A 22,144-nucleotide genomic window follows, 5' to 3' on the forward strand; every position below is an offset into this window, starting at 1 on the left:
TTAGGCTTTGCCCCATGATGGTCCCCGCGGCACTGCTGCTGCTCGGCGCCCTGACCGCCGTGCTCGCTCCGCGGCTGCTCGCCCGGGCGCACTGGCTGGACCGGGAACCGGTGGTCGCCCTGTGGGTGTGGCAGTGCACGGTGGCGGCCGTCCTGGTGTCCTGCGCCCTCTCGATGACGTTGAGCGCGGCCGCCGCCTGGGCCGCCGTCCGGGGCCATGTGTTCGCCCCCGCACCGCACTCGGTCGTGGACGCCTACGCGTTCGACACCGGAAGCCCGTGGGCCGCGGCGACGGCGGTGGTGCTCGCCTGCGGTGGGGCCTGGAGCGCGGCGATGCTGGTCCGGGAGGTCGCCCGGGCCCGGGCCCGTCGCCGCCACAGCCGGGCCGAACTGCTCGTACGCGCCCCGCTGCTGCCGGGTGAGGAGCCCGAAAGCGACCGGCTGGTGGTCCTGGAGGGAGAGCGGCCCGACGCCTGGTGGCTGCCCGGTGCCACGCCCCGGTTGGTGATCACGACGGCCGCGTTGCGCCGGCTCAAGGGCAGGCAGCTGGACGCGGTGCTCGCCCACGAACAGGGGCACGCGCGGGCCCGGCACCACTGGCTGCTGCACGCCTCGACGGCGCTCGCCACCGGCTTTCCGCAGGTGCCGGTCTTCGCTGCGTTCCGCGACGAGATGCACCGCCTGGTGGAACTCGCCGCCGACGACATGGCGTCGCGCCGTTACGGCCGGCTCACGACCGCGCTCGCGCTGGTGGGACTGAACGAGGACCGCGGCGTGTTCGGCCCCTGCCCCACTCCGGAGGCCCACGTCCCGGAGCGCGTCCACCGCCTCCTCACTCCCCCCAACCGGCTTCCGGCGGTGCACCGGCTGCGGCTGACGGCGACCGCGGCGCTGGTGCCGGTGATCCCCGTGCTCGTGACGTTCGTTCCGGGGCTGCGCGCACTGGGGTAGCGGGGGCCACTGCAGCCGCCCTCGCGGGAGTCGCCGGGCGCACCGGGCTGGCCCCGGACCCCGCGTGTCGGCGAGGATCACGGTATGCACCTCGCGCCCGTTGAATCACCGTCCCGTCGGCCGAGAGCGCGGCCCGCGGCGCTCACGGCCGCCGCCCTGACCGTGCCGGCGATGGTGCTCCTGGTGCTGGTCGCCGTCTCCTGGCACCCGCTCATGGCGCTGGACGGCGGGGTCGCGCGCGCCGCCCACCGCCGGGCTGTGGGTGAGCCCGGGCTCACCCACGCGTTCCGCATCCTCACGGACTGGGTGTGGGACCCGACGACCATGCGGATCCTGGGTGGGGCCGCGGTGCTCTGGCTGCTGTGGCGGTACCGGGCGCGGGTGCTCGCCCTGTGGGTGGCGGGCGCCGTCGCGCTGGGGGCGCTGGCGCAGCAGTCCCTCAAGGCCGCCGTCGGCCGGCGACGCCCCGCCTGGCCGGATCCCGTCGACTCCGCGCACAACGCGGCCTTCCCCTCCGGTCACGCCATGACGGCGACGGTCGTGTGCGGTCTGCTGCTGTGGCTCCTTCGCCGGTACGGCGCCAGGGGCGTCGTGTGGCGCACGGCGCTCGCGGCGGCCGTGGTCTCCGTCCTCGGCGTCGGGCTGACCCGTGTCTGGCTCGGGGTGCACTGGCCGTCGGACGTGGTGGGCGGCTGGCTGTTCGGCGCCCTGCTGGTCGCGCTCGCGGTGGCGTCGTACGAGCGGTGGCGGGGACCGGAGCGGCCGACGGATCGGCGGGAAGAGCGTTGTTGACCCGCCCCGCACACCTCACGAAGGATCGGTCCATGGCGATCAAAGGCGTGCTTTTCGACTTCTCCGGGACCCTCTTCCGCATCGAGTCGAGCGAATCGTGGCTGCGTGCGGTGCTGACCAAGAGCGGCGTCGCCCTGCCCGAGCCCGATCTGGTCCGCGCGGCGCAGCAACTGGAGTCGGCGGGCGCGCTGGCCGGCGGCGCCTTCCCCACGGGACCGCTGCCGGACGATCTCGCCGCGCTGTGGGCGGTCCGGGACCGCACCGCCGAGGCGCACCGGGCCGCGTACACCGGTCTCTCGCGACAGGTGCGGCTGCCGGACCCGGGACTCCACGACGCCCTCTACGACCGCCATATGACACCCGCCGCCTGGCAGCCGTACCCCGACACCGCCGAGGTGCTGGGCGCGCTGCGCGAGCGCGGGGTGGCCGTCGGCGTGGTCAGCAACATCGGCTGGGATCTGCGCCCCGTCTTCCGGGACCACGGCGTGGACCCGTACGTCGACGCGTACGTACTGTCGTACGAATACGGCATCCAGAAGCCCGACACACGGCTGTTCGCCCTGGCCTGCGAGGCGCTCGGGGTCGGCCCGCGGGACGCCCTGATGGTCGGCGACGACCGCCGCGCCGACGGCGGGGCGGCGGACCTGGGCTGTGCCGTGTACTTCGTCGAGCACCGCCTGGTGACCGAGCGCCCGGACGGTCTCCGTCCCGTCCTGGACCTGCTCGGCTGACCCGGCCGGCCGGGTCGTTCGGCCCGTGTGGCTGTCGGCCCGGCCCGTCAGCCCTCGTAGTTCTCGACCTGGGACGACGGACGGACCCGGGCATCGTCGGGGTTCCCACCGAACTCGGCCCTGGCGCGTCGCTGACGCAGCAGGTCCCAGCACTGGTCCAGCGCGCGTTCCAGCCGCGCGAGCCGTTCGTGCTCCGTCTCGCTGTCGATCCGGCCGGCCGACAGCGCGTCACGCAAGGCGTGCTCCTCGTCCACCATCGCCGTGATCCTCGCCAGGATCTGGTCTTGATCCATGGGGGTCAGCCTCCTCCCGACTGTGCCCACTCTAGGGACGGTTCGGCGGCCCTGCGACAGCTGAGCCGGGCCTGCCCGGTGCGCACACGGCCGTGGCTCGCTCCCGAGACCGCGCGGCCGACCGACCGGCTTCCGCGCGGGCATGCGGCTGCCCTGGACCATCCCCCGCGTGGCCCAGGGCAGCCGCCACCCGGAACCGCCCCGTCGGGACGGGATCCGGGATGCGTTGAGTATAGTTGGCTGGCAGCCAGTCAACGCAGGAGTCCAGCATGTCCCCCCGCAGCGCCTCGGTCAATGAAGAATTGCGGCGGCGTTCCCGCGAGCGGCTTCTGCAGGCTGCGGTGGAGCTCGTCGGCGAGCGCGGTTACGACGCGACGACGCTCGGCGACATCGCGGACCGCGCCGGCTCCGCGCGGGGCCTGGTGTCGTACTACTTCCCCGGGAAGCGGCAGCTCCTGCAGTCCGCCGTGCACCGGCTGATGCACCGCACCCTGGAGGAGGCGCTGGAGCGCGAGCCGCGCACCGATGACGGCCGGGAGCGCATGGCACGGGCCGTCGACGCGATCCTCGGCCTGACCGTCCATCACACGGTCCTCATGCGCCAGCACATGGCCGGAATCCTGCAGGCCGAGGGTTTCGTGCAGTGCCCCGAGCAGCAGCGGCTGGCGGAACTGCTGCGGGACACGGTCACACGGCTGGGGTCACCGGACCCGGACAGCGACTATCCGATGCTGCGGGCACTGCTGATGGGCGCGGTCTACGCGGCACTGGTGCCGGGCGTTCCGATGCCGGTGCCCGTGCTGCGGGCCGAGTTGTTCAAGCGGTACGGCCTCGACTGGACGATGGGTGTGCCACCGGGCCCCGAGGGGACCGGCGGCACACCCGACACGGATCTGTCGCGGTTCTTCGCGACGGAGAGCCGCTGCCCGGAGGGGAACGGTCAGTCGAAGTAGTCCGGCTGCGTCCGGACGTTCGGCTCGTGCAGCCGGATCAGCTGTGCGGGATTCGTGCGGCGGTCGTTCAGCCTCAGGACGTCGAAGCCCTCGGCGATGTCGTTCGAGTAGACGTAACCGTTTGTAGTGGTACGCCGACCAGGAGCCGCCGACGGTGAGCGTGCCGGTGCTCAGCGGGGCCGCGCTCGAAGCAGGCGATCCCCTTGGGGTTGCGGAAGTCGGTGAAGTCCCACACCGAGACCCCGGCCCGGCACCGCGCCCGGGCCATGAGATCCCGGCCCTTGGCCGGACGGGGCAGACGGGCGAGATCGGCAGAATGCGCGCCCCGCGGTGACGGGTTGGCCGGCTCGCATCGGCGTCGCGCTCGCGTCGGTTGTTCAGGGCCGTGCGTGACGGGGGGTCAGCATTCCCGCATCGCGGGCGCCGCCGATCAGTTTCAGCGACCTGCGGCGGCTGTGTCCCGTCGCGGCCATCACGGCGAGCACCGGGTCGGCGCCCTGCCCCTGGGCCGCCAGGTACTCCTCGGCGACGAGGCGCCACCCCTCGGCCACGGACGGCGGGGCGGGGCGGGCACACCCCGGCGAATCCCCGGGCGGCTCGCGGGGCGCGGACTCGCCGGGCACGGACTCGCCGGGCAGGGACTCCGCCGCTCCGCACGCCTCCAGCAAGGGCTTCTCGATCCAGTCGGCGAGTGCCGCCAGGTCGTCGAGGGACAAAGGCGGCTGGGCCCGTACCTCCTCGATACCCACGCATCCGCCGCCCACCACGGCGAGGACGTCGACCCCGCCCCCGTCGGGGAAGTCCAGCCGCACGGCGAACCACGTCGTGTGGTTCTCGGGCTCCTGCACTTCCCATGCGGGCCACACGGATACGGCCCCATCCGATCGATAACGCTCAGAAAAATCCCGAAAGGACACTTCCAGCACATACGCAACGTAAGCGAATGATCACACACCCGGCGGCGAGCCACGCACGGGAAGGGCGTGCACCGCACCCCGTCGGCCCAGCGCCACGCCTGCCGCTCCTCCCTTCTCCCTTCCCGCGCTGTGCGGTGCCATGCTGGAGGCATCAAGCGATCTCCTCTGCCGAGGGAGTTCCGCCGTGCTGCGTGTCGCCGTCGTCGGTTCAGGGCCGAGCGGGGTCTACACCGCCCAGAGCCTTGTCCAGCAGGATCCCGAGGTGCGCGTCGACGTCCTCGACCGGCTGCCGTGCCCGTACGGGCTGGTGCGGTACGGAGTCGCGCCCGACCACGAGAAGATCAAGTCGCTGCAGGGGAATCTGCGGACGGTCCTCGAGCACGAGCGGGTCCGGTTCCTCGGCGGCGTCCCCGTGGGAACCGGCGGGGTGCCGCCAGCCCGGCTGCGCGAGCTGTACCACGCCGTGGTCTACTGCGTGGGGGCCGCGACCGACCGACGTCTCGGCATCCCGGGCGAGGAACTGCCCGGCAGCTGGTCGGCGACCGAGTTCGTGTCGTGGTACAGCGCGCACCCGGACGCCGGTGCCGACGGCTTCCTGCTGGGCGCACGCGAGGCCGTGGTGATCGGGGTCGGGAACGTCGCGGTCGACGTGACCCGCATCCTGGCCCGCGGGGCGACGGAACTGAGCCCCACCGACATGCCTCAGGCGGCGCTCACCGCACTGGCCGCCAGCAGCGTCACGGAGATCCACATGGTGGGGCGGCGCGGCCCCTCGCAGGCCCGCTTCACCACCAAGGAACTGCGTGAGCTGGGCGCCCTGCCGGACACCGACATCGTCGTGGACGAGGAGGAGCTGGCGCTCGATCCCGCGTACGCCGATCCGTCCGCGCTGCCGGCCGGCCAGCGCCGCAACGTCGAGGTGCTGCGCGGCTGGGCCGCGACGCCGCCGCGCGGCGCCCCGCGCCGGATCCGGCTGCGGTTCTTCCTGCGCCCGGCCGGACTGCTCGCCGATGACCGGACCTCCCCGCCCGGGCCGGGCGGAGGCCGCGTCGCGGCGGCGCGTTTCGAGCGGACGGTTCCGGACGGCCGCGGCGGGGTGAGGGGCACCGGCCGGTACGAGGACATCGAGACCCAGCTGGTGCTGCGCTCGGTCGGCTATCGCGGAGTGCCGCTGGAGGGGATGCCGTTCGACCCGGAGACCGGCACCGTGCCGCATCTGGCGGGACGGGTGCTGCGCGACGGGGCGGTCTCGACGGGCGAGTACGTGGCGGGGTGGATCAAGCGCGGACCGACGGGCGTCATCGGCACGAACCGCCCCTGCGCGAAGGAGACGGCGGAGTCGCTGCTGGCGGACGCGCCGGCCCTCGTACGACGTGACGTGCCCGACGACGCGCTGTCCGCGCTGCGCGCGGACGGCCTGGCACCCGTGGAGTGGGCGGGATGGCTGGCGATCGAGCGGGCGGAGGCGGAGCTCGGGGCCTCGCTGGGCCGACGGGTCGTCAAACTCCCCGACTGGCAGTCCCTCATGGCGGCGGCCCATGGTGGCGGCCCGTCCTGAGCGGCGCGGGGACGGGGTGCGCCCGGCGGCCGTGACACACCGGCAACACCCCCGACATCAACAAACTGTTCAAGCCTCCTACGGTCTCGTGCTGTCCCGCATCCCCTGCCCAGCACCGCCCTGGAGCGCCCATGGCAACCATGACACCCGTGCACCCCGTCGACGAGGTCCCACCCCTGCGCCACCTGGCCGCCTACGGACTGCAGCACGTGCTCGCGATGTACGCGGGCGCGGTGGCCGTCCCCCTGATCGTGGGCGGGGCCATGCGGCTGCCGGCCGCGGACCTCGCCTATCTCATCACCGCGGACCTGCTGGTGTGCGGCATAGCCACGCTCATCCAGTGCGTCGGCTTCTGGCGCTTCGGCGTGCGGCTGCCGATCATGCAGGGTTGCACCTTCGCCGCCGTCTCCCCCATGGTGCTCATCGGCACCACCGGCGGCGGGCTGCCCGCGATCTACGGCTCGGTGATCGTGGCGGGTCTCGCGATCATGCTGCTGGCACCGGTCTTCGGCAGGCTGCTGCGCTTCTTCCCGCCGCTCGTCACGGGCACGGTGATCCTGATCATCGGTGTGTCCCTGCTGCCGGTGGCGGGCAACTGGGCCGCGGGCGGGCAGGGTTCGAAGGACTTCGGGGAGCCGAAGAACCTGGCGCTGGCGGCCTTCGTGCTGGTGGTGGTGCTCGGAGTGCAGCGATTCGCGCCGGCCTTCCTGAGCCGGATCGCGGTGCTGACCGGCATCGTGGTGGGGCTCGCCGTCGCGGTGCCGTCCGGGTTCACGGACTTCGGCGGGGTCCGGGAGGCCGACTGGGCCGGGATCAGCACGCCCTTCCACTTCGGCACGCCGGTCTTCCACGCCTCCGCGATCGCGTCGATGCTGGTGGTGGCCCTGGTGACGATGACCGAGACGACGGGTGATCTGATCGCGGTCGGCGAGATGACCGGCCGGCGGGCCGAGCCGCGGTCGCTCGCGGACGGACTGCGGGCCGACGGGCTCTCCACGGTCCTCGGCGGCGTGTTCAACACCTTCCCGTACACGGCGTACGCGCAGAACGTCGGCCTGGTCGGCATGACCCGGGTGCGCAGCCGCTGGGTGGTGGCGACCGCCGGGGGCATCCTCGTGGTCCTGGGCCTGCTGCCCAAACTGGGCGCGGTGGTCGCGGCCGTTCCGGCGCCGGTGCTGGGCGGCGCCGGCCTGGTGATGTTCGGGACGGTCGCCGCCGCCGGGCTGCGCACGCTGGCGCAGGTGGACTTCAAGGGCAACCACAACCTGACCGTGGTGGCCGTCTCGCTGGCGGTCGGCATGCTGCCGGTCGGCGTGCCGACGGTGTACGGAAAGTTCCCCGACTGGTTCCAGACGGTGATGAACAGCGGGATCAGCGCCGGGTGCCTGACCGCGATCGTATTGAACCTGCTCTTCAACCACCTTCCCTCGAAGGCCGGTTCAGCCGCCGGTGCGGCCTCCGACGCGGTCGGCCTGGTGAGCGGCGGCGGTGAGCAGGGTGTCGAGGAGTCCCGGGAAGAGGCCGTCTAGGTCGTCCCTGCGCAGGACGTTCATCTTGGCCGTGCCCCGGTAGGTCTGCCGGATCACACCGCTCTCGCGCAGCACCCGGAAGTGGTGCGTGGTCGTGGACTTGGTGACCGGCAGGCCGAACTGCGAACAGGTGAGCTCGTCGCCGTCGGCGGCGAGCTCACGCACGATCTGGAGCCGCACGGGGTCGGACAACGCGTGCAGCACGGCCTCCAGGCGGATCTCGTCGCGCGCCGGGTGCGGAAGGGCACGGCTGCTGGTGGCGGGGGCGGCTGTGGTCACGACGGCTCCAGTGCGTCCGGGAGGTGAACCGGGGGCCCCCTCATTGTACGAGACCTATCGTAGTTTGACATTCAGCGTACTACGATGCCTATCGTACGAGCCGTCCGTCGACCCCGCACCGAATGGAGTCCGCCGTGAGCACGCTGTTCGAGCCGTTCACCCTGCGCGGCACGACCATCCCGAACCGCATCTGGATGCCTCCCATGTGCCAGTACTCGGCGGCACCGGAGGGCCCGGGAACGGGCGCGCCCCGGGACTGGCACTTCGCGCACTACGCGGCGCGGGCGACCGGCGGCACCGGACTGATCGTCGTCGAGGCGACGGCCGTCTCCCCCGAGGGCCGCATCTCTCCCTACGACCTGGGCCTCTGGAACGACGCACAGGCCGAGGCGTTCCGCCGGATCACGCGTTTCCTCACGGAGCAGGGCACGGTGCCGGCAGTCCAACTCACGCACAGCGGCCGCAAGGCGTCGACCGACCGCACCTGGAAGGGCGGTGCGCCCGTCGGCCCCGACGCCTACGGGTGGCAGCCGGTCGCCCCGAGCCCGCTCCCCTTCACGGCGGAGCACCCCGTGCCCACCGAGCTGACCGCGGACGGCATCAGGGACATCGTGGGCCGGTTCGCGGACGCGGCCCGCCGCGCCCTGACCGCGGGCTTCGAGGTCGTCGAGATCCACGGCGCGCACGGCTACCTGCTCAACGAGTTCCTCTCCCCGTACTCCAACCACCGCACGGACGCCTACGGCGGCTCGTACGAGAACCGCACCCGTTTCCCGCTCGAAGTCGTCGACGCCGTGCGGGAGGTGTGGCCGGACGACAAGCCGCTGTTCTTCCGCGTCTCCGCCACCGACTGGCTGGGCGAGAACGGGTGGACGGCCGACGACACCGTCCGCTTCGCGGCCGATCTCCGGGCCCACGGCGTGGACCTCCTCGACGTCTCGACCGGCGGCAACGCCGCGGGCGTGCACGTGCCGGCGGGCCCCGGGTACCAAGTCCCCTTCGCCAACCGCGTGAAGGCGGAGACATCGCTGCCGGTCGCCGCGGTCGGGCTCATCACCGAGGCCGGACAGGCCGAGAAGATTCTGGTCAGCGGCGAGGCGGACGCGGTGTTCCTCGGCCGCGAACTCCTGCGCAATCCTTCGTTCGCCCGCCTCGCGGCCCGCGAACTGGGCGCCGCGGTACGGGTTCCGGAGCAGTACCACCGCTCGGTCTGAGCCGGCGGTCCCACCCGGCCCGGCTGTCCCGCCGCCGGGCATCCCTGTCATCCTTGATTGTCGCTGATAACCCGAAGGGGGGTAGATTACCCCGAGGGGTATGTCTGAGGAGTGAGCGTGGACCTGGATCTCGCGGGCGCCGAGCTACGAGCCGTGCTGAACCGACTGCGTCGTGCGCAGGGCCAGATCTCCGGTGTGATCCGGATGATCGAGGAAGGCCGCGACTGCGAGGACGTGGTCACCCAGCTCGCCGCCGCGTCGCGCGCCCTCGACCGGGCCGGCTTCGCGATCATCGCGACCGGTCTGCAGCAGTGCCTCGTCGACGGCGAGGACGACACGGAGCCCGCGGAGGACCGCGAGCAGATACGGGCGCGCCTGGAGAAGCTCTTCCTGTCGCTGGCGTAGGAACGCCGGCGCCGCGCGGGGCACCACTGGGAACCGGCCACGCCGCGACGGCCGAACGGCCCCCGCCGGGGACCGAACGTCCTGGGCGGTACCGCCGGCCGTCGATCCGGTGCCGTCGGCCGGGGGCCGGTGCCGTCGGCGGCCGGTCCCCGGCCGGGTGTCCGGGAGCCCGTCGTTCCCGCCGGGTGACCGGCCCGCGCGACCGCGTCAGCCCGTCTTGTGCCCCCACGTCCGCCCGAACCGCGCCCATGCCTCGTCCCACTGCGCCATGCGGCGCCGCTCCAGGCAGCCGCGAATGATCCGCCCGCTCGTGAAGGGGACCACCCCCACACCCACTCCCGCCAGCGCACCGACCGCGGCCGCGCGCGTCCGGGCCTCGGACGCGGTCGCGGGCCGTGACACCACAGACCCGTCACGGTCGGTCCACACGGTGACGGCCGTGCCCGTCGGGCTGCCAGCGGCAACACGGGCCAGGCCGGAGTGGGGCGAGCCGTCCGTTCCGGTCCAGCGCACCTTCGCCCACACCCGTGCCGGACGGGACACCCTCGCGGCGGCCGCCCGCGGCGCGTCCTGGCTGAGCAGGGCCACCACCGGGCGCCACTCGGCCCGCTCCCGGGCCATCCCGCGCTCCACCGCGTGGGTCGCCGCCAGTCCCGTCAGCACGCCGCCGACCACGATCAGGACCCAGACCGCGAGCACGAGCCACGCCTCCAGCACATCGCTGCCGCGCCGCAGCGGATTGCGCCGCCACCGCCACAGCCACACCGCGGGGCCACGGAACGCCGTCACCGATGCCGGCCGTCTCATCGATGCCATCCACCTCACGCGGGCACACGCCCGGCCGCCGTCCCGTACGCGTGCCGGCGGGCCCGCGCTCATGTGATGTCCGTCAACCGGCCGGATCCCCGTGCGTCCGAGCCCGGGCGCACGGGGATCCGGACCACCGGCCCGGCCCGCCGCGGCATCTCCCTCCAGCTCGCGGCAACACGGCGCCGACCTGCACGGAAACCGCACACGGAGGTGGCTGTCAGTGCCGGGGTGCAGACTGGCCCATGTCTGGGACAACGGCGTTTCGGAGGTGGTCGGCATGGCCGACGTTCTGCTCACCGTAGGTACTCGCAAGGGGCTGTTCATCGCACGACGACGAGGCGGCGCCTGGGAGTTCGACGACAGTCCGTGCTTCAACGCGCAAGCCGTCTACTCGGTCGCCATCGACACCCGGGGCGGCACCCCGCGTCTGCTGGCCGGAGGGGACAGCTCGCACTGGGGACCGTCCGTCTTCCACTCCGACGACCTGGGCCGCACCTGGACCGAGCCGGCGCAGCCCGCCGTCCGGTTCCCCAAGGACACGGACGCTTCGCTGGAGCGGGTATGGCAGCTGCACCCGGCCGCCGCCGAGCCGGACGTGGTGTACGCGGGCACGGAACCGGCCGCGCTCTACCGCTCCGAGGACCGGGGCGAGAGCTTCGAGCTCGTCCGCCCCCTGTGGGAGCATCCGACGCGCGGCAAATGGGTGCCGGGCGGCGGGGGCGAGGGTCTGCACACCGTACTCACCGACAAGCGGGATCCGAAGGCGGTGACGGTCGCTGTGTCGACGGCCGGGGTGTTCCGGACCCAGGACGGGGGTGCCAGCTGGGAGCCGTCCAACTCCGGTGTCTCCGCGGTGTTCCTGCCCGACCCGAACCCGGAGTTCGGCCAGTGCGTACACAAGATCGCCCGGGATGCGGCGAACCCGGACCGGCTGTATCTGCAGAACCACTGGGGGGTGTACCGAAGCGACGACGCGGGCGCCCACTGGACGGACATCGGTGAGGGGCTGCCGTCGACGTTCGGGTTCGCCGTGGCCGCCCATCCGCACCGCGGGGACACTGCGTACGTCTTCCCGATCACCGCGGACTCGGACCGTGTCCCGGCCGACCGCCGGTGCCGCGTCTTCCGCACGGCGGACGCGGGCGCGACGTGGGAGGCGCTCACGGCGGGTCTGCCGCGCGAGGACCACTACGGCACGGTGCTGCGCGACGCCCTGTGCACGGACGACGCGGACCCGGCGGGCGTGTACTTCGGCAACCGCAACGGCGAGGTGTACGCGTCGGCGGACGACGGCGACAGCTGGCGGCAACTCGCCTCCCACCTGCCGGACGTGCTGTGCGTACGAGCGGCGGTGATCGGCTGAGGCGACGCCTGACCGTGAACGACTCCGCACCGGCAGCACTCCGTGACGCCCCTGGCGCCACGACCGTTGCGTGAGATCGCCGAACCCGGCTGGGCCTGGAGACCGCCAGGGGGCACACCTGCCTGCCGCCGACCGTACCGTTCCCGGCCAGCCGCCCGCGCAGTGCCGCGTTCCCACCACGCGGCACCGGCGGCTCGGCGTCGGCCGGTCGGCAGTCCCGTGGGCGGTCCGCGTCACAGCGCGGTCAGCGTCTGCCAGGTCGTGGACGCGACGACCCCGTCGGCCGGCAGGCTGTGTGCGGACTGGAAGGACCGCACCGCGCTGTCGGTGGCCGAACCGAAGGAGCCGTCCACGCTCAGCGCGGCCCCGTGGGCGTTGAGCTGGCGCTGCAACGCCGTCACCGCGGGCCCGCTGCTGCCCTGCTGCATCACAACGGCGAGGGCCCGCCAGGTCGCGGGTCCGACGATCCCGTCGGCGGACAGACCGCGGCTGGACTGGAAGGACTGCACCGCGCCGCCGGTGAGCGGGCCGAAAAAGCCGTCCACGCTCAGCGTCGCCCCCCGGGCGTTGAGCAGGTATTGCGCGGTCCTGACCCGCTCACCGCTCGCCCCCTGCTGAACCACCGGCCAGCCGACGCTCGGAAGCGGCGTGCCGCGTCCGGCGGGCAGGGAGAAGGGAGCGGGGAGGAGCAGCTGTGTGTTGCGGGCATCGGCTGTTCCACGGCGCTTGCCGATACCGGCCGCCACCGCCTGGAGGTCGTTGGCCGCCAGCTCGCGTCCCAACGAGGCGAGGGCGGCAGGGGTGCTGGTGTCCCCGTTGCACGACAGCGGTGCGTCGGAGTCGACCATGGTCGTGAAGATCGACAGGATGCCATCGCCTTCGGCGATCTCGAAGATCCGGCTCTGGATGGGCCAGTCGATGTGCGAGGCCGTGTTCACCTCCCAGAAGCCGTTGCCGATGGCGGACGGCCAGGAAGCCTTGTGGGCCCAGATGTTGTTGGTGTGCGTGTGGCCGTCGACCATGAGTATCACGTTCGGGAAGCGCAGCAGCAGGTTGCGGAGTTCCGTGCCGCCGTACGGGGACCCGCTGTCCGTGTTGTCCATGGAACCGAGCGTGTGATGGCAGCAGATGACGATGAATTTGTCGGTCACGCCGGGCTGGTTGATGACCGTCCTGGCCCGGCTGCCGTCGGAGTCGTCGAGTTCGTAACGTGAGCTGTTGGCCTGGAGCTGGGCGTTCAGCCAGTTCCACTGGTCCTGGTCGATGGCGCCGTTGGCGCCGCCGCTGGTGTTGGTCGTGTCCAGCACCAGGAACTGGAACATGTCGTTCGGCCCCGAGGGAATCGCATAGTAGGCCCGGTCGCTGCCGGACGTGAACCCGTGCCCGCGAGGCACACCGGTGGTGTTGAAGTGCTCGGCGACGAAGTCGCTCCGCGATAGCAGCCGCCGGGACGGATCCTCCGTCACGTGGGCGGTCTGGAGGGTGAATTCGCCCGTCAGTATGTCTTTGAGCAGGTCCAGGTAGTACGTCGCAGTGTTGTCGAAGACGTCCGGAACTCCCTCGATCTCCGTCAGTTTGGTGGAGCCGGTGGCGATGCTCTTGAGCGGGTCGAAGGGGAGGATGTCGATCGGGACGTTGCCCTGGACGAGCGCATCGTGGTTGCCGTAGGCGGCGTACCAGGGCATGCCCAACCCGGTTGCCGTGAACGGTCTGCGGGCGCCCTTCAGCAGACCGCTCACGACCGGAAAGCCGTGGAGCGCGTTGTTGTCGGGCGGGGTCTGCCGTGCTTCCGGATGCCAGTAGTGGGTGTCCGTCCCGAACCGGCCGCTCGCCACGCTCTCGTCCGTGGTGAGGTCACCGGAGTCCGGGTGCACCGTGTTGCCGTCGAGCAGGTCGATGTACCACCGCGACTCGTTGTACTGGCAGTTGTCGACCGCGTCGCCCGTGACGACGGTGAAGGCCAGCGGTGTGCTGGTCCGCGGACTCCGGAGAACCTGCCGGACGGCTCGGCACATCGCATCGGTCGTCTGCGTCGAAAGGAATTCGTGCGCGCGGTACGCCGATTCGGTCGGGTACGAGTTGTAGTGCGGGGGTCCGTAGTCCGCGAGCCGGTCGAGACACTCGACGCGCAGCGGGGACTGGTCGTCGACGATGTGCAGGTCGGACATCTGGGCGAAGGCGATCAGCGAACGGGTGACCTGCGGCGTGGTGGTGAGGGTGAAGTCGTTGCGGATGATGTGCGGTTCGCCGGGGCCGGCGGCCACACCGTGGTACCCCATGCCCAGGTCGGGACCGATCTGCACCGTCTGGTCCAGAGTCGTGAGCCCGAATGCCGCACCGGTGCCGAGCGGCGGCGACGCGGCGCTGGCGACGGCGCGCAGGCTTCCGACATCGATGGCCGCGGCTACCACAGCCACGCCGGCAACTGTCAGGAGCCTGCGACGGGAGATTGCCATGTCGATCCCTTCGGTGATGGGCTTCACATGCCGCGAAGTCGTGGTTCGCCCGTCCTGCACCCCGTTGTCCGGGGTGGGGTCCCGGCAGGGGTCCGTGACGGCACGGTCGTGCGGGAGACGGAGACCCGCGCAGGTGCCGGCCCTGCCGCTGATCGGCGGGGCGGCATCTGCGTTCAGGCGGAAGAGTGGGGCGGATCGGGTGCTGCCGGGTCTTTCACAGCCCGCCGAAGGCGTGGGTGGCGCGCTGCTGGTCCCGCTGCCGGCCACGGCCCCGTCAGCGGCCGGGCAGCGGAATGTCGCGGCGGAGCGCGACCCCGGCGTCGGCGGCGCGGGTGGCGATCGTGGCGACGGCACGTTCGGCCAGGGCCGCGATGGTCAGTGAGGGGTTGACGGTGAGGGAGGTGGGGACGGCGGCGCCGTCGGTGACGAACAGTCCGCTGTGGCCGCGTAGCTCATGGCCGTCGGTGAGCGCGCTGGTGGCGGGATCGTCGCCGATCCGCGCCGAGCCGAGCGGATGGGCCGTGACGGTGCCGGATACGTCCTCGCTCCACGGGCGGACCCGGGAGAGGCCGTCCTTCTCCAGGATTTCCCGCAGTGCGGTGTCGGCCCGGTCCCATGCCCGGCGGGTACGGGAAGTGGGCTGGTAGGTCACCGTGCCCAGTCCGAGCCCCGGCGCCAGCCGGGTGAAGCCGCCGGTGAGCGGGACGGCCCCGAAGGTGCCTTCGTTGTCGTCCTCGGTCATGGCCAGCAGGGTGAGCCAGGAGCGCCACCGGGCCCGCATGTTCCGCTTCTCGATGCCGAACCAGGCGGGTGACCCGGCGCTCTGGGCCAGCACGTTGGTCAGCGGGGGGAAGTAGATCTGCTGGAGGGTGAAGCGGCTGTACTCCGGGGCGGTCGGATCCAGGTGGTCGTAGGTGGCGGCGGTGATGGGCCGGCCCACGGGCAGCCCCTGGTAGGCAAACCCGTCGGGACGTGACAGGCCCAGCAGGGAGCGCGCCTTGTCCTCGACGATGTCCGCGACGCTGACGCGGTCGCCGTTACCGGAGAAGTAGCGCCCCACGGCGGCCGGGATGCCCCCGAGGAGGAGGGCGGAGCGCTGGAGGATCACGGGCGTGCCCACGGCGCCGGCGGCGAGGACGACGACCTTGGCGTGGACGACGCCGGCCTGCGCGGTGCAGCTGTAGTCGTCGGGGTCCAGGACGGTGTAGCCGACGGCGTAGCGATAGCCGGACAGCGGCGACGGGGTGATGGTCTGCACCTCGTGCAGCGGGCGGATGTCCGCGCCATGGGCCTCCGCCGCCGGCAGGTAGTTGAGCAGCAGGGAGCGTTTGGCGTCGAAGCGGCAGCCGGAGAGCATCCAGTTGCAGTTGGTACAGGCGGTGGTGTCGACCGCCACCGGCACGGGATTGCAGGTGTGTCCGGCCCGCCGGCAGGCGGCGGCCAGGACCCCGCCCGCATAGGACACGTCCGGCCAGTCGGTCCGAGTGACCGGCAGCGCCTCCTCGACCCGGTCGTACCAGGGGTCGAGGGCGGCCCGGGTCAGGGAGGCCGGCCACAGCCGGCGGCCGAGGTTGCCCTGGCGCTCGAAGACAAAGGACGGTGCGCGCAGTGAGGCGGCGAAGTAGACGACGCTCCCGCCACCGACGCAGTTGCCTGCGACCACCGCGACTCCGTCGCCACGGATCACGTCCACGATCTTGTTGTACGTGCCCAGGCGCATCGAATGCGTGAAGTCGGCGGCGGCCGCACGGGGGCCCCGCTCCAGAACAGTGACGCGGGCTCCGCCCGCAGCGAGGTAGTAGGCCGGGATCGCGCCGCCGAAGCCGCTGCCGATCACCAGGACGTCCGTCGTCTGCGCCGTCATGCCGGGCTCCCGGAAGCGGTCGTGTTCGGATGGAGTTCCGCGAGCGGGCGGCCGTAGGAGAAATCGGGGAAACGCCAGAGGCCGTCAGCGTCCGGCTCGGGGAAACGCAGCCACGTCAGTCCGGGATGGCCCTGGCCGAGGGCGTCGACGGTGTCCTGCTGTCCGGCGGTGTCGAACGCCAGCCCCACCAGCAGGCTCATCACCTGCCATATCGGCCGGTCCGGGTCGTCGGGGTCGAACAGGCCGCCGACCAGGGCGGTGCGGTCGGAGAAGGACAGGCCCACGAAGGGCGGGTGCGTCGGTGGCAGCCAGATCAGCCGAAGTGCGGCATAGGCGACGGCGCGGGCGTCCAGCAGCGCCGCGATCGCCGGCAGCAGCGGCGCCACCGGCAGTTCGGGCGACTCGAGGAGGGCGACGACACCGGCCTGTACCGCACCGGGGCCGGTGACCGCCCCGGCGACCGCCACGTCACCGGAAAAGCGGCGCTGGCCCGGGATCAGGGTGTCGGCGAACGCCTCGAGGGTCTGCGTCGTCCAGCTCTCGGATGCGGCGGCGGCAGCGGGTGCGCCCAAACCGCCGACGGACAGTCCTGCGAACGTGGCGACCAGTGCCTTGAGGATGGATCTCCGGTCGGGTCCGGTCATGGTGACTCACCCGGCCAGTGCGCAGCGCAGGTCGTACGGCAGGGACACGGTCAGTCCGGTCTCGCCCGCGGCCCGACCGTAATCGCTCAGCGCGCGGGCGACGTCGGGGAAGTCCGGTTCGAGAGCGGCGACCGCGTCTCCGATGCCCACCGTGTGTCCGTCGATGCGGAAGTTGGTCAGGCGGGCTCCGGCCCGTCTCGCGGCCTTGTCCCACCAGTACTGACCGTCCCACGCCACCCACGGCGTCGCGCCGTGGGTGGACTGCACGCTCCAGTGGTCCTTCTGGTAGTAGTGGCAGGTCACCATGGCGATGGCGAACCGGGAGGGTTCGGCCACCAGGAACCGCAGGGCCCCTCCGTCGTCGACGGTGATGTCCCGCTTGCTGTACTCCACGCACAGCGGGTCGGCGAACGTCAGCCACCACGGCGGCTGCTCCCCCTCCCCGAACTCGTGCCAGGTGCAGTCGGCGGCGAAACCCGGTTCGGTGAACGGGCCCACGGACGCGTCGGCGGCCCCTGCGGAGCTGGTCGCCTGACGGACCGGGCCCTCGCGGACGACCGGCTTCGAGGATGCCGCAACGGCGGTGCTGCTCGAGAGCAGCGCCGCCGACGCGCCCAGAACCAGCGCGCAGCCGGCTGCGGAGACACGAAGACGCAGAGGAAACACGGGACCTCCCGTAAGCGGAGCAGGGCGAACGCCACTCAGGACTCACTGCCGCCGCAGCGCGCTGGGCGGGCGACCGACGTACCGAGGATGGGGCACACCTACCGGTCAGTACAAGAGGTGGCTCAGTGACTCAGCCACTGAGCCGGTAAAAAAAGCCGCCGTCAGATGCGCCGCGCGGCACGGCGGTTGGGCCCCCAACGGGACATGTCGGAGTGACCGCCAAAGCGCCGATGCCGCGGGTGTTGCCTGAGGACGTCGGGCAACTGGCCCGTGGCACACTCCTCGGCGTCAAGCCCGGCGGCTCGGCCGGGTGGACGCAGCTGACGTGCGCCCACCTGCCGTGGGTGCCTGCGGTGATCACAACCTGCTGGTACTCAGCCGAGGAGGCTCGCACGCGGCGGAGGCCGTCGCTACGGCAGGCGCCAGTCCACCGGCTGCGCCCCCTGCCGGGTCAGCAGGTCGTTGGCCCGGCTGAACGGACGCGAACCGAAGAAACCGCGGTCCGCCGACATCGGCGACGGATGGGCGGACTCGATCGCCGGGAGATCCCCGAGCAACGGCCGCAGATTGCGCGCGTCACGCCCCCACAGGATGGACACCAGCGGCTTGCCGCGCCGCCAGCGCCCGGATGGCCTGCTCGGTGACCTCCTCCCAGCCCTTGCCCCGGTGCGCGCCCGGCTTGCGCGGGGCCGTGGTCAGCGCCCTGTTGAGCAGCAGCACGCCCTGCTGCGTCCATGGCGTCAGATCGCCGTTGGACGGCCTGGGCAGCCCCAAGTCGGAGTGCATCTCGCGGAAGATGTTCTCCAGACTGCCCGGCAGCGAACGCACCTCTGGCGCCACCGCGAAACTCAACCCGATGGCCATCCCCGGGGTGGGGTAGGGATCCTGGCCGACGATCAGGACGCGGACGTGGTCGAAGGGCTGCTGGAAGGCCCGCAGGACATTGGCTCCGGACGGAAGGTAGGTCCGGCCGGCCGCTATCTCGGCCCGGAGGAAGTCCCCCATCGCAGCGATACGTTCGGCCGCGGGTTCAAGAGCCTTCGCCCAGCCTGCTTCGACAAGTTCATGCAAGGGTCGTGGTGCCACAGCGCGTCACCCTACTGGCACGCGCCGGGGTCCCGCACACGCGGCAGGCCCCGCGCGCGGACGCCGCGCTCGGCGCTACTCTTCCTCCTCATCGAGGCCACCGGGCCGGTCCGGCGGATCTCGCGGTCGGCCACCGGAAGGGAGGGGAGCCTGTTGCCTCCAGTGATCAAGCCACTCCGCCGGAGTCACCTGGGGCTGCCCCAGCCCTCGAACGGCGGCCTCGCCCCGTGGACCGAGCGGGGTGTGCCGCCGTTCAGCCGGGCCGACGACCCGCTGGTCCGGCAGCCGCAGCCGGTGGACCGGCGACTGCCGTGAGGCGGCGGGGCCTCGTGGACGGCCCGGCGGCGGGGGCGTCGGGGCATGTGCCGGAGGCCGTCCTCGCCGTGGACTCCGGAGGTTCCGGGCTGCGGGTCGTGCTCGCGCCGCGTGGTGGTCCGGCCTCGGCCGCGACGTCCCCGGCCCTGTCCGGGGAGCCGGTCCGCACGGGTACCCGCGGCATCGACGCCGGCCATCTGCTGGCGCAACTGCTGCCGATGGCACGGCGGTTGCTGGGCGACGCCGGTGATCCCCGGCTGTGTGCGGTCGCGATCGGGGCGGCCGGGCTCGCCTCACTGGGCGACCGCCTGCGAGCGGAGCTTCCTCCGGCGCTGGCCCGTGAGTTCGGCGTGCGCAGGGTGGCGCTGGCCGCGGATGCCGTCACCGCCTACACGGGCGCGCTCGGCACGCGTCCCGGAGCGGTGATCGCCGCGGGCACCGGTCTGATCGCGCTCGGCACGGACCTCAGGAGCTGGCGCCGGGCGGACGGCTGGGGCCATCTGCTGGGCGACTGCGGGGGCGGCGCGTGGATCGGCCGGGCGGGGCTGGAGGCGGCGCTGCGCGCCCACGACGGACGGCCCGGCGGTTCGGATCGCCTGCTGGGGCGGGCGAAGGCGGTGTTCGGGCCGGTCGCCGGGCTGCCCGGGAAGGTCTACCCGCGTGCCGACCGGCCCGCGGTGCTCGCCTCGTTCGCCCCCGAGGTGGCCGGCTGCGCGGCCGAGGACCCGGTCGCGGCCGGAATCCTGCGCGCGGCGGCCCGGAACATGGCCGAGTCCGCGGCCGCCGTGTGCCCCTCCGCGGGTGAGCCCCTGGTCGCCCTCACGGGTGGTCTGTTCAGGATGGGAGAGGTGCTCGTGGCGCCGCTGCGGGAGGAGTTGGCGCAACGGCTGCCACACGCCCGGACGGCCTCCGCGGAAGGCGACCCTCTGCACGGCGCCGTACGTATCGCGCTCGCACTCGCGAACGACACGCTCGAACTCCCGTGCGACGGGCGGCTGCTGCGCGTGATGCCCGAAAAGGGCGGGTGACCCCCCTTGCCGAGAGAGAGGCGTTGCTCCCGGTGCACGACAGAAAGGTCAGACCGTACCGATCACGTCTCATCGGCACGTAACTCATCAGACAAAACAGGACGGATACCGCTCACCCGCACCCTCACCGAACAAGGGAGCCCAGAAAGCCAGTAGCATGCGGCGCCATGAGCTCCCCCACTGGGCCCGCATCCGGCCTGCCAGTACGAATGCCGCGACCCCGTCAGCCCGGCCGGCACCGCCGCCCGGAACCCGTGGCGGCTCCCGAGGGCGCGCCCGCGCTCGTCCTCGCGGTGCCGGGCACGCCCAGCACCGCCACGCGCAGCCTCGCCGAGGAGGTCGTGAGCATCGCGCGTTCCGAGCTGCCCGGCCTCGACGCCCGGATCGGCTACCTGGACGGGGACGGCTCCGAGTTCCCCTCCCTCCAGTCCGTTCTCACCAAGACGGCCGAGGAGCGCACCGAGCGCTACGAACAGGCTGTCGCCGCCGGCGTGGAGACCAAGGAGCCCGAGGGCCCCGTCGCCGTCGTGGTGCCGCTGCTGGCCGGTCCGGACAGCGCGCTGCTGCGCCGGGTCCGTCAGGCCGTCATGGACAGCCGTGTCGCGGCCGATCTGACCGATGCGCTCGGCCCGCACCCGCTGCTCGCCGAGGCCCTGCACGTGCGCCTGTCCGAGGCCGGTCTGGCCCGCGCCGACCGTGCCCGGCTGTTCACCGTGGCGACGGCCGCGGACGGCATCATCCTCGCCTCGGTGGGCGGCGAGGAGGCCGTGCAGGCGGCCGGGATCACCGGCATGCTGCTGGCCGCGCGGCTCGCCGTGCCGGTGATGGCGGCGGCGCTGGACCAGGAGGGCTCGATCACGGCCGTCGCGGAGCAACTGCGCTCCTCGGGCTCCCAGCAACTGGCGCTCGCGCCCTACCTGATCGGCCCGGAACTCGACGCGGAACTGCTGGCCGCGGCCGCCAAGGAGGCGGGCTGCGACGCCGCCGAGCCCCTCGGCCCCTATCCCGCGATCGGCAAGCTGGCGCTCGCCAAGTACACGACGACCCTGGGCATCGCCCCGCAGCAGCCGCAGAGCACGCCGGCCCGCTGAGCCGCACGAGGACTGCCGTACGCCCGGGGGGCCGCTCCGTCGGAGCGGGCCCCTCGCCGCCCCGGGCCGGGGTGTGGAGGCGGGCGCCGGCGCGGTGCGGCAGGAACCGTCCCCCGGTGTCCGGTTCAGCCGAGGACGACGCAGGAAGCCGCCGGCGCCCGTACCGATCCACCCCGCCGCAACACCCCGGTCTCGGGGTCCACGGCGAACCAGGTCACATCGCCCGAGCGTTCGTTGGCGACGTACAGGAAGCCGTCCGAGAAGGTGATCGCGCGCGGCCAGGCGCCCCCGCACGGCACCGTGGTGACCGGCTTCAGCGTGTCGCCCTCGACCGCGAGCACGGACAGCACGTCCGCGCCGCGCGTGGCGGTCCACACGAAGCGCCCGTCGGGCGAGACGGCGATCCCCGAGGGATAGGCGTCGCCCGCGGGCGGGTCCGGCAGCACGGGCGTCTCGGCCACCGGCTCCAGGGCGCCGCTCCCGGCGTCCCAGCGGCAGACGATGACCGTCGGGGTCAGTTCGTTGAGGACGTAGGCGCGGTCCCCGTCCGGGTGGAAGGCCAGGTGGCGCGGCCCGGCGCCGGGACGCAGCGCGATCTCGCGGTGCAGCCGCAACGCAGCGCCCTCCAGCACGCACACGAGGACCGAGTCCGTGCCCAGGTCGACGCCGACGACCCACCGCCCGCTCGGGTCGGGCTGCACCTGATGGGTGTGCGGTCCCTGCTGGCGCTGCGGAACCGGCCCCGACCCCCGGTGCCGGAGCACGGCGGAGGGAGCGTCTGCCACGGTGCCGTCGCCCCGCAGCGGAACGACGGTGATACTGCCGGAGCCGTAGTTGGCGGTCAGGACATGGCCGGCGTGCACGCTCAGGTGCGTGGGCCCGCTGCCGCCGACAGGGACGGGCGCACCGGCGAGTTCGGGTGTGCCGCCACCGAGGCGGTACGCGGCGAGCGCGCCGTCCGCCGTCTCGCTGACCGCGTACAGCATGTCCCCGGACACCGCGAGGTAGGACGGATCGGGTACGCCGTCCGCGGCGCCGAGGACGGTGAGCGCGCCGCTGCCGGGGGCCACGTCCGCCACGAGGACACCGTGCCCTCCCGCTGCCGTGAACGACCCGATGTAGGCCCGCCGCTGCCGCCCGCTGCCGTCCGCCACTGCCGTCCCCTCTCGCCGACGCATGCCGGGACGACGGTAGCGCAGG

General features: G+C 72.6%; 21 protein-coding genes and 2 pseudogenes. 12 read left to right on the forward strand and 11 right to left on the reverse strand.

Annotated elements, in window-relative coordinates:
• Positions 1-14 precede the first annotated feature (14 nt).
• The 3 genes from ACFSL4_RS05515 (at position 15) to ACFSL4_RS05525 (ending at position 2,473) form a co-directional block, all read left to right on the forward strand.
• Complete coding sequence (locus tag ACFSL4_RS05515; RefSeq protein ID WP_381079100.1) at positions 15-950, forward strand: M56 family metallopeptidase; 936 nt, start codon at positions 15-17, stop codon at positions 948-950.
• Positions 951-1,034: 84 nt separating this feature from the next.
• Positions 1,035-1,742 carry a phosphatase PAP2 family protein gene (locus ACFSL4_RS05520; protein WP_381079102.1) on the forward strand — a complete coding sequence of 236 codons (708 nt, stop codon included), beginning with the start codon at positions 1,035-1,037 and terminating at the stop codon, positions 1,740-1,742.
• 32 nt (positions 1,743-1,774) lie between these two features.
• Complete coding sequence (locus ACFSL4_RS05525; protein WP_381079104.1) at positions 1,775-2,473, forward strand: HAD family hydrolase; 699 nt, start codon at positions 1,775-1,777, stop codon at positions 2,471-2,473.
• 47 nt (positions 2,474-2,520) lie between these two features.
• Here the strand turns inward: ACFSL4_RS05525 and ACFSL4_RS05530 are convergent, their stop codons facing one another.
• The gene (locus tag ACFSL4_RS05530; RefSeq protein ID WP_381079106.1) at positions 2,521-2,766 is read right to left on the reverse strand and encodes a DUF2630 family protein; all 246 of its coding nucleotides are present in this window, start codon (positions 2,764-2,766) and stop codon (positions 2,521-2,523) included.
• Between the two features lie 269 nt (positions 2,767-3,035).
• On the opposite strand from ACFSL4_RS05530, the gene ACFSL4_RS05535 reads away from it, so the two are divergent.
• Positions 3,036-3,719, forward strand: coding sequence for a TetR/AcrR family transcriptional regulator (locus tag ACFSL4_RS05535; protein WP_381079108.1), 684 nt, complete (start codon positions 3,036-3,038; stop codon positions 3,717-3,719).
• On the opposite strand, the pseudogene ACFSL4_RS05540 reads toward ACFSL4_RS05535, so the two are convergent.
• A pseudogene (locus tag ACFSL4_RS05540) lies at positions 3,707-4,041 on the reverse strand (hypothetical protein); the annotation flags it as partial. The gene ACFSL4_RS05535 and the pseudogene ACFSL4_RS05540 sit on opposite strands and share 13 nt — an antisense overlap.
• A 55-nt stretch (positions 4,042-4,096) precedes the next feature.
• The gene (locus ACFSL4_RS05545; RefSeq protein ID WP_381079110.1) at positions 4,097-4,645 is read right to left on the reverse strand and encodes a DUF6214 family protein; all 549 of its coding nucleotides are present in this window, start codon (positions 4,643-4,645) and stop codon (positions 4,097-4,099) included.
• Between the two features lie 175 nt (positions 4,646-4,820).
• Between ACFSL4_RS05545 and ACFSL4_RS05550 the strand changes: the two genes are divergently transcribed.
• Both ACFSL4_RS05550 and ACFSL4_RS05555 read left to right on the forward strand, forming a co-directional pair.
• Entirely contained in the window at positions 4,821-6,194 is a 1,374-nt protein-coding gene (locus ACFSL4_RS05550; RefSeq protein WP_381079112.1) for an FAD-dependent oxidoreductase, read from the forward strand.
• Between the two features lie 131 nt (positions 6,195-6,325).
• The gene (locus ACFSL4_RS05555) at positions 6,326-7,723 is read left to right on the forward strand and encodes a nucleobase:cation symporter-2 family protein (RefSeq protein WP_381079114.1); all 1,398 of its coding nucleotides are present in this window, start codon (positions 6,326-6,328) and stop codon (positions 7,721-7,723) included.
• Here the strand turns inward: ACFSL4_RS05555 and ACFSL4_RS05560 are convergent.
• Positions 7,634-8,002 (reverse strand): ArsR/SmtB family transcription factor, encoded by a 369-nt coding sequence (locus tag ACFSL4_RS05560; RefSeq protein WP_381079116.1) that lies wholly within the window; start codon positions 8,000-8,002, stop codon positions 7,634-7,636. The two genes, ACFSL4_RS05555 and ACFSL4_RS05560, sit on opposite strands and share 90 nt — an antisense overlap.
• 134 nt (positions 8,003-8,136) lie before the next feature.
• Here ACFSL4_RS05560 and ACFSL4_RS05565 point away from each other — a divergent pair, with 134 nt between their 5' ends.
• A complete protein-coding gene (locus ACFSL4_RS05565) occupies positions 8,137-9,216 on the forward strand; it encodes an NADH:flavin oxidoreductase/NADH oxidase (RefSeq protein ID WP_381079118.1) in 1,080 nt (359 codons plus the stop codon).
• A 117-nt stretch (positions 9,217-9,333) separates the two neighbouring features.
• Positions 9,334-9,621 carry a metal-sensitive transcriptional regulator gene (locus ACFSL4_RS05570; RefSeq protein ID WP_381079120.1) on the forward strand — a complete coding sequence of 96 codons (288 nt, stop codon included), beginning with the start codon at positions 9,334-9,336 and terminating at the stop codon, positions 9,619-9,621.
• 207 nt (positions 9,622-9,828) lie between these two features.
• Here the strand turns inward: ACFSL4_RS05570 and ACFSL4_RS05575 are convergent, their stop codons facing one another.
• Complete coding sequence (locus ACFSL4_RS05575; RefSeq protein ID WP_381079122.1) at positions 9,829-10,428, reverse strand: Rv1733c family protein; 600 nt, start codon at positions 10,426-10,428, stop codon at positions 9,829-9,831.
• Positions 10,429-10,651: 223 nt separating this feature from the next.
• Here ACFSL4_RS05575 and ACFSL4_RS05580 point away from each other — a divergent pair, with 223 nt between their 5' ends.
• A complete protein-coding gene (locus ACFSL4_RS05580; protein WP_381079124.1) occupies positions 10,652-11,794 on the forward strand; it encodes a WD40/YVTN/BNR-like repeat-containing protein in 1,143 nt (380 codons plus the stop codon).
• A gap of 233 nt (positions 11,795-12,027) precedes the next feature.
• Here ACFSL4_RS05580 and ACFSL4_RS05585 read toward each other — a convergent pair whose 3' ends face one another.
• The 5 genes and pseudogenes from ACFSL4_RS05585 to ACFSL4_RS05605 form a co-directional block, all read right to left on the reverse strand.
• Entirely contained in the window at positions 12,028-14,211 is a 2,184-nt protein-coding gene (locus tag ACFSL4_RS05585) for a TIGR03767 family metallophosphoesterase (RefSeq protein WP_381079126.1), read from the reverse strand.
• Positions 14,212-14,524: 313 nt separating this feature from the next.
• Complete coding sequence (locus ACFSL4_RS05590) at positions 14,525-16,114, reverse strand: FAD-dependent oxidoreductase (protein ID WP_381079128.1); 1,590 nt, start codon at positions 16,112-16,114, stop codon at positions 14,525-14,527.
• Complete coding sequence (locus ACFSL4_RS05595) at positions 16,111-16,758, reverse strand: DUF5987 family protein (RefSeq protein WP_381079130.1); 648 nt, start codon at positions 16,756-16,758, stop codon at positions 16,111-16,113. The genes ACFSL4_RS05590 and ACFSL4_RS05595 overlap by 4 nt, the downstream gene beginning before the upstream one ends.
• 6 nt (positions 16,759-16,764) lie before the next feature.
• Positions 16,765-17,424, reverse strand: coding sequence for a hypothetical protein (locus ACFSL4_RS05600; RefSeq protein ID WP_381079132.1), 660 nt, complete (start codon positions 17,422-17,424; stop codon positions 16,765-16,767).
• A 410-nt stretch (positions 17,425-17,834) separates the two neighbouring features.
• Positions 17,835-18,510, reverse strand: a pseudogene (locus tag ACFSL4_RS05605) (uracil-DNA glycosylase).
• A 162-nt stretch (positions 18,511-18,672) separates the two neighbouring features.
• Here ACFSL4_RS05605 and ACFSL4_RS05610 point away from each other — a divergent pair.
• From ACFSL4_RS05610 to ACFSL4_RS05620, 3 genes are all read left to right on the forward strand, one after another.
• On the forward strand, positions 18,673-18,825 hold the full coding sequence (locus tag ACFSL4_RS05610) for a hypothetical protein (protein WP_381079134.1): 153 nt from the start codon (positions 18,673-18,675) through the stop codon (positions 18,823-18,825).
• 14 nt (positions 18,826-18,839) lie between these two features.
• Positions 18,840-19,853: an N-acetylglucosamine kinase gene (locus ACFSL4_RS05615; RefSeq protein ID WP_381079320.1), complete on the forward strand. Its 1,014-nt coding sequence runs from the start codon at positions 18,840-18,842 to the stop codon at positions 19,851-19,853.
• A 167-nt stretch (positions 19,854-20,020) separates the two neighbouring features.
• Complete coding sequence (locus ACFSL4_RS05620) at positions 20,021-20,944, forward strand: sirohydrochlorin chelatase (RefSeq protein ID WP_381079136.1); 924 nt, start codon at positions 20,021-20,023, stop codon at positions 20,942-20,944.
• A 125-nt stretch (positions 20,945-21,069) separates the two neighbouring features.
• On the opposite strand, the gene ACFSL4_RS05625 is transcribed toward ACFSL4_RS05620, so the two are convergent.
• Positions 21,070-22,098: a lactonase family protein gene (locus ACFSL4_RS05625; RefSeq protein ID WP_381079138.1), complete on the reverse strand. Its 1,029-nt coding sequence runs from the start codon at positions 22,096-22,098 to the stop codon at positions 21,070-21,072.
• Positions 22,099-22,144 lie beyond the last annotated feature (46 nt).

This window comes from Streptomyces caeni (assembly GCF_042678285.1).
Classification (GTDB): Bacteria; Actinomycetota; Actinomycetes; order Streptomycetales; family Streptomycetaceae; genus Streptomyces; species Streptomyces caeni.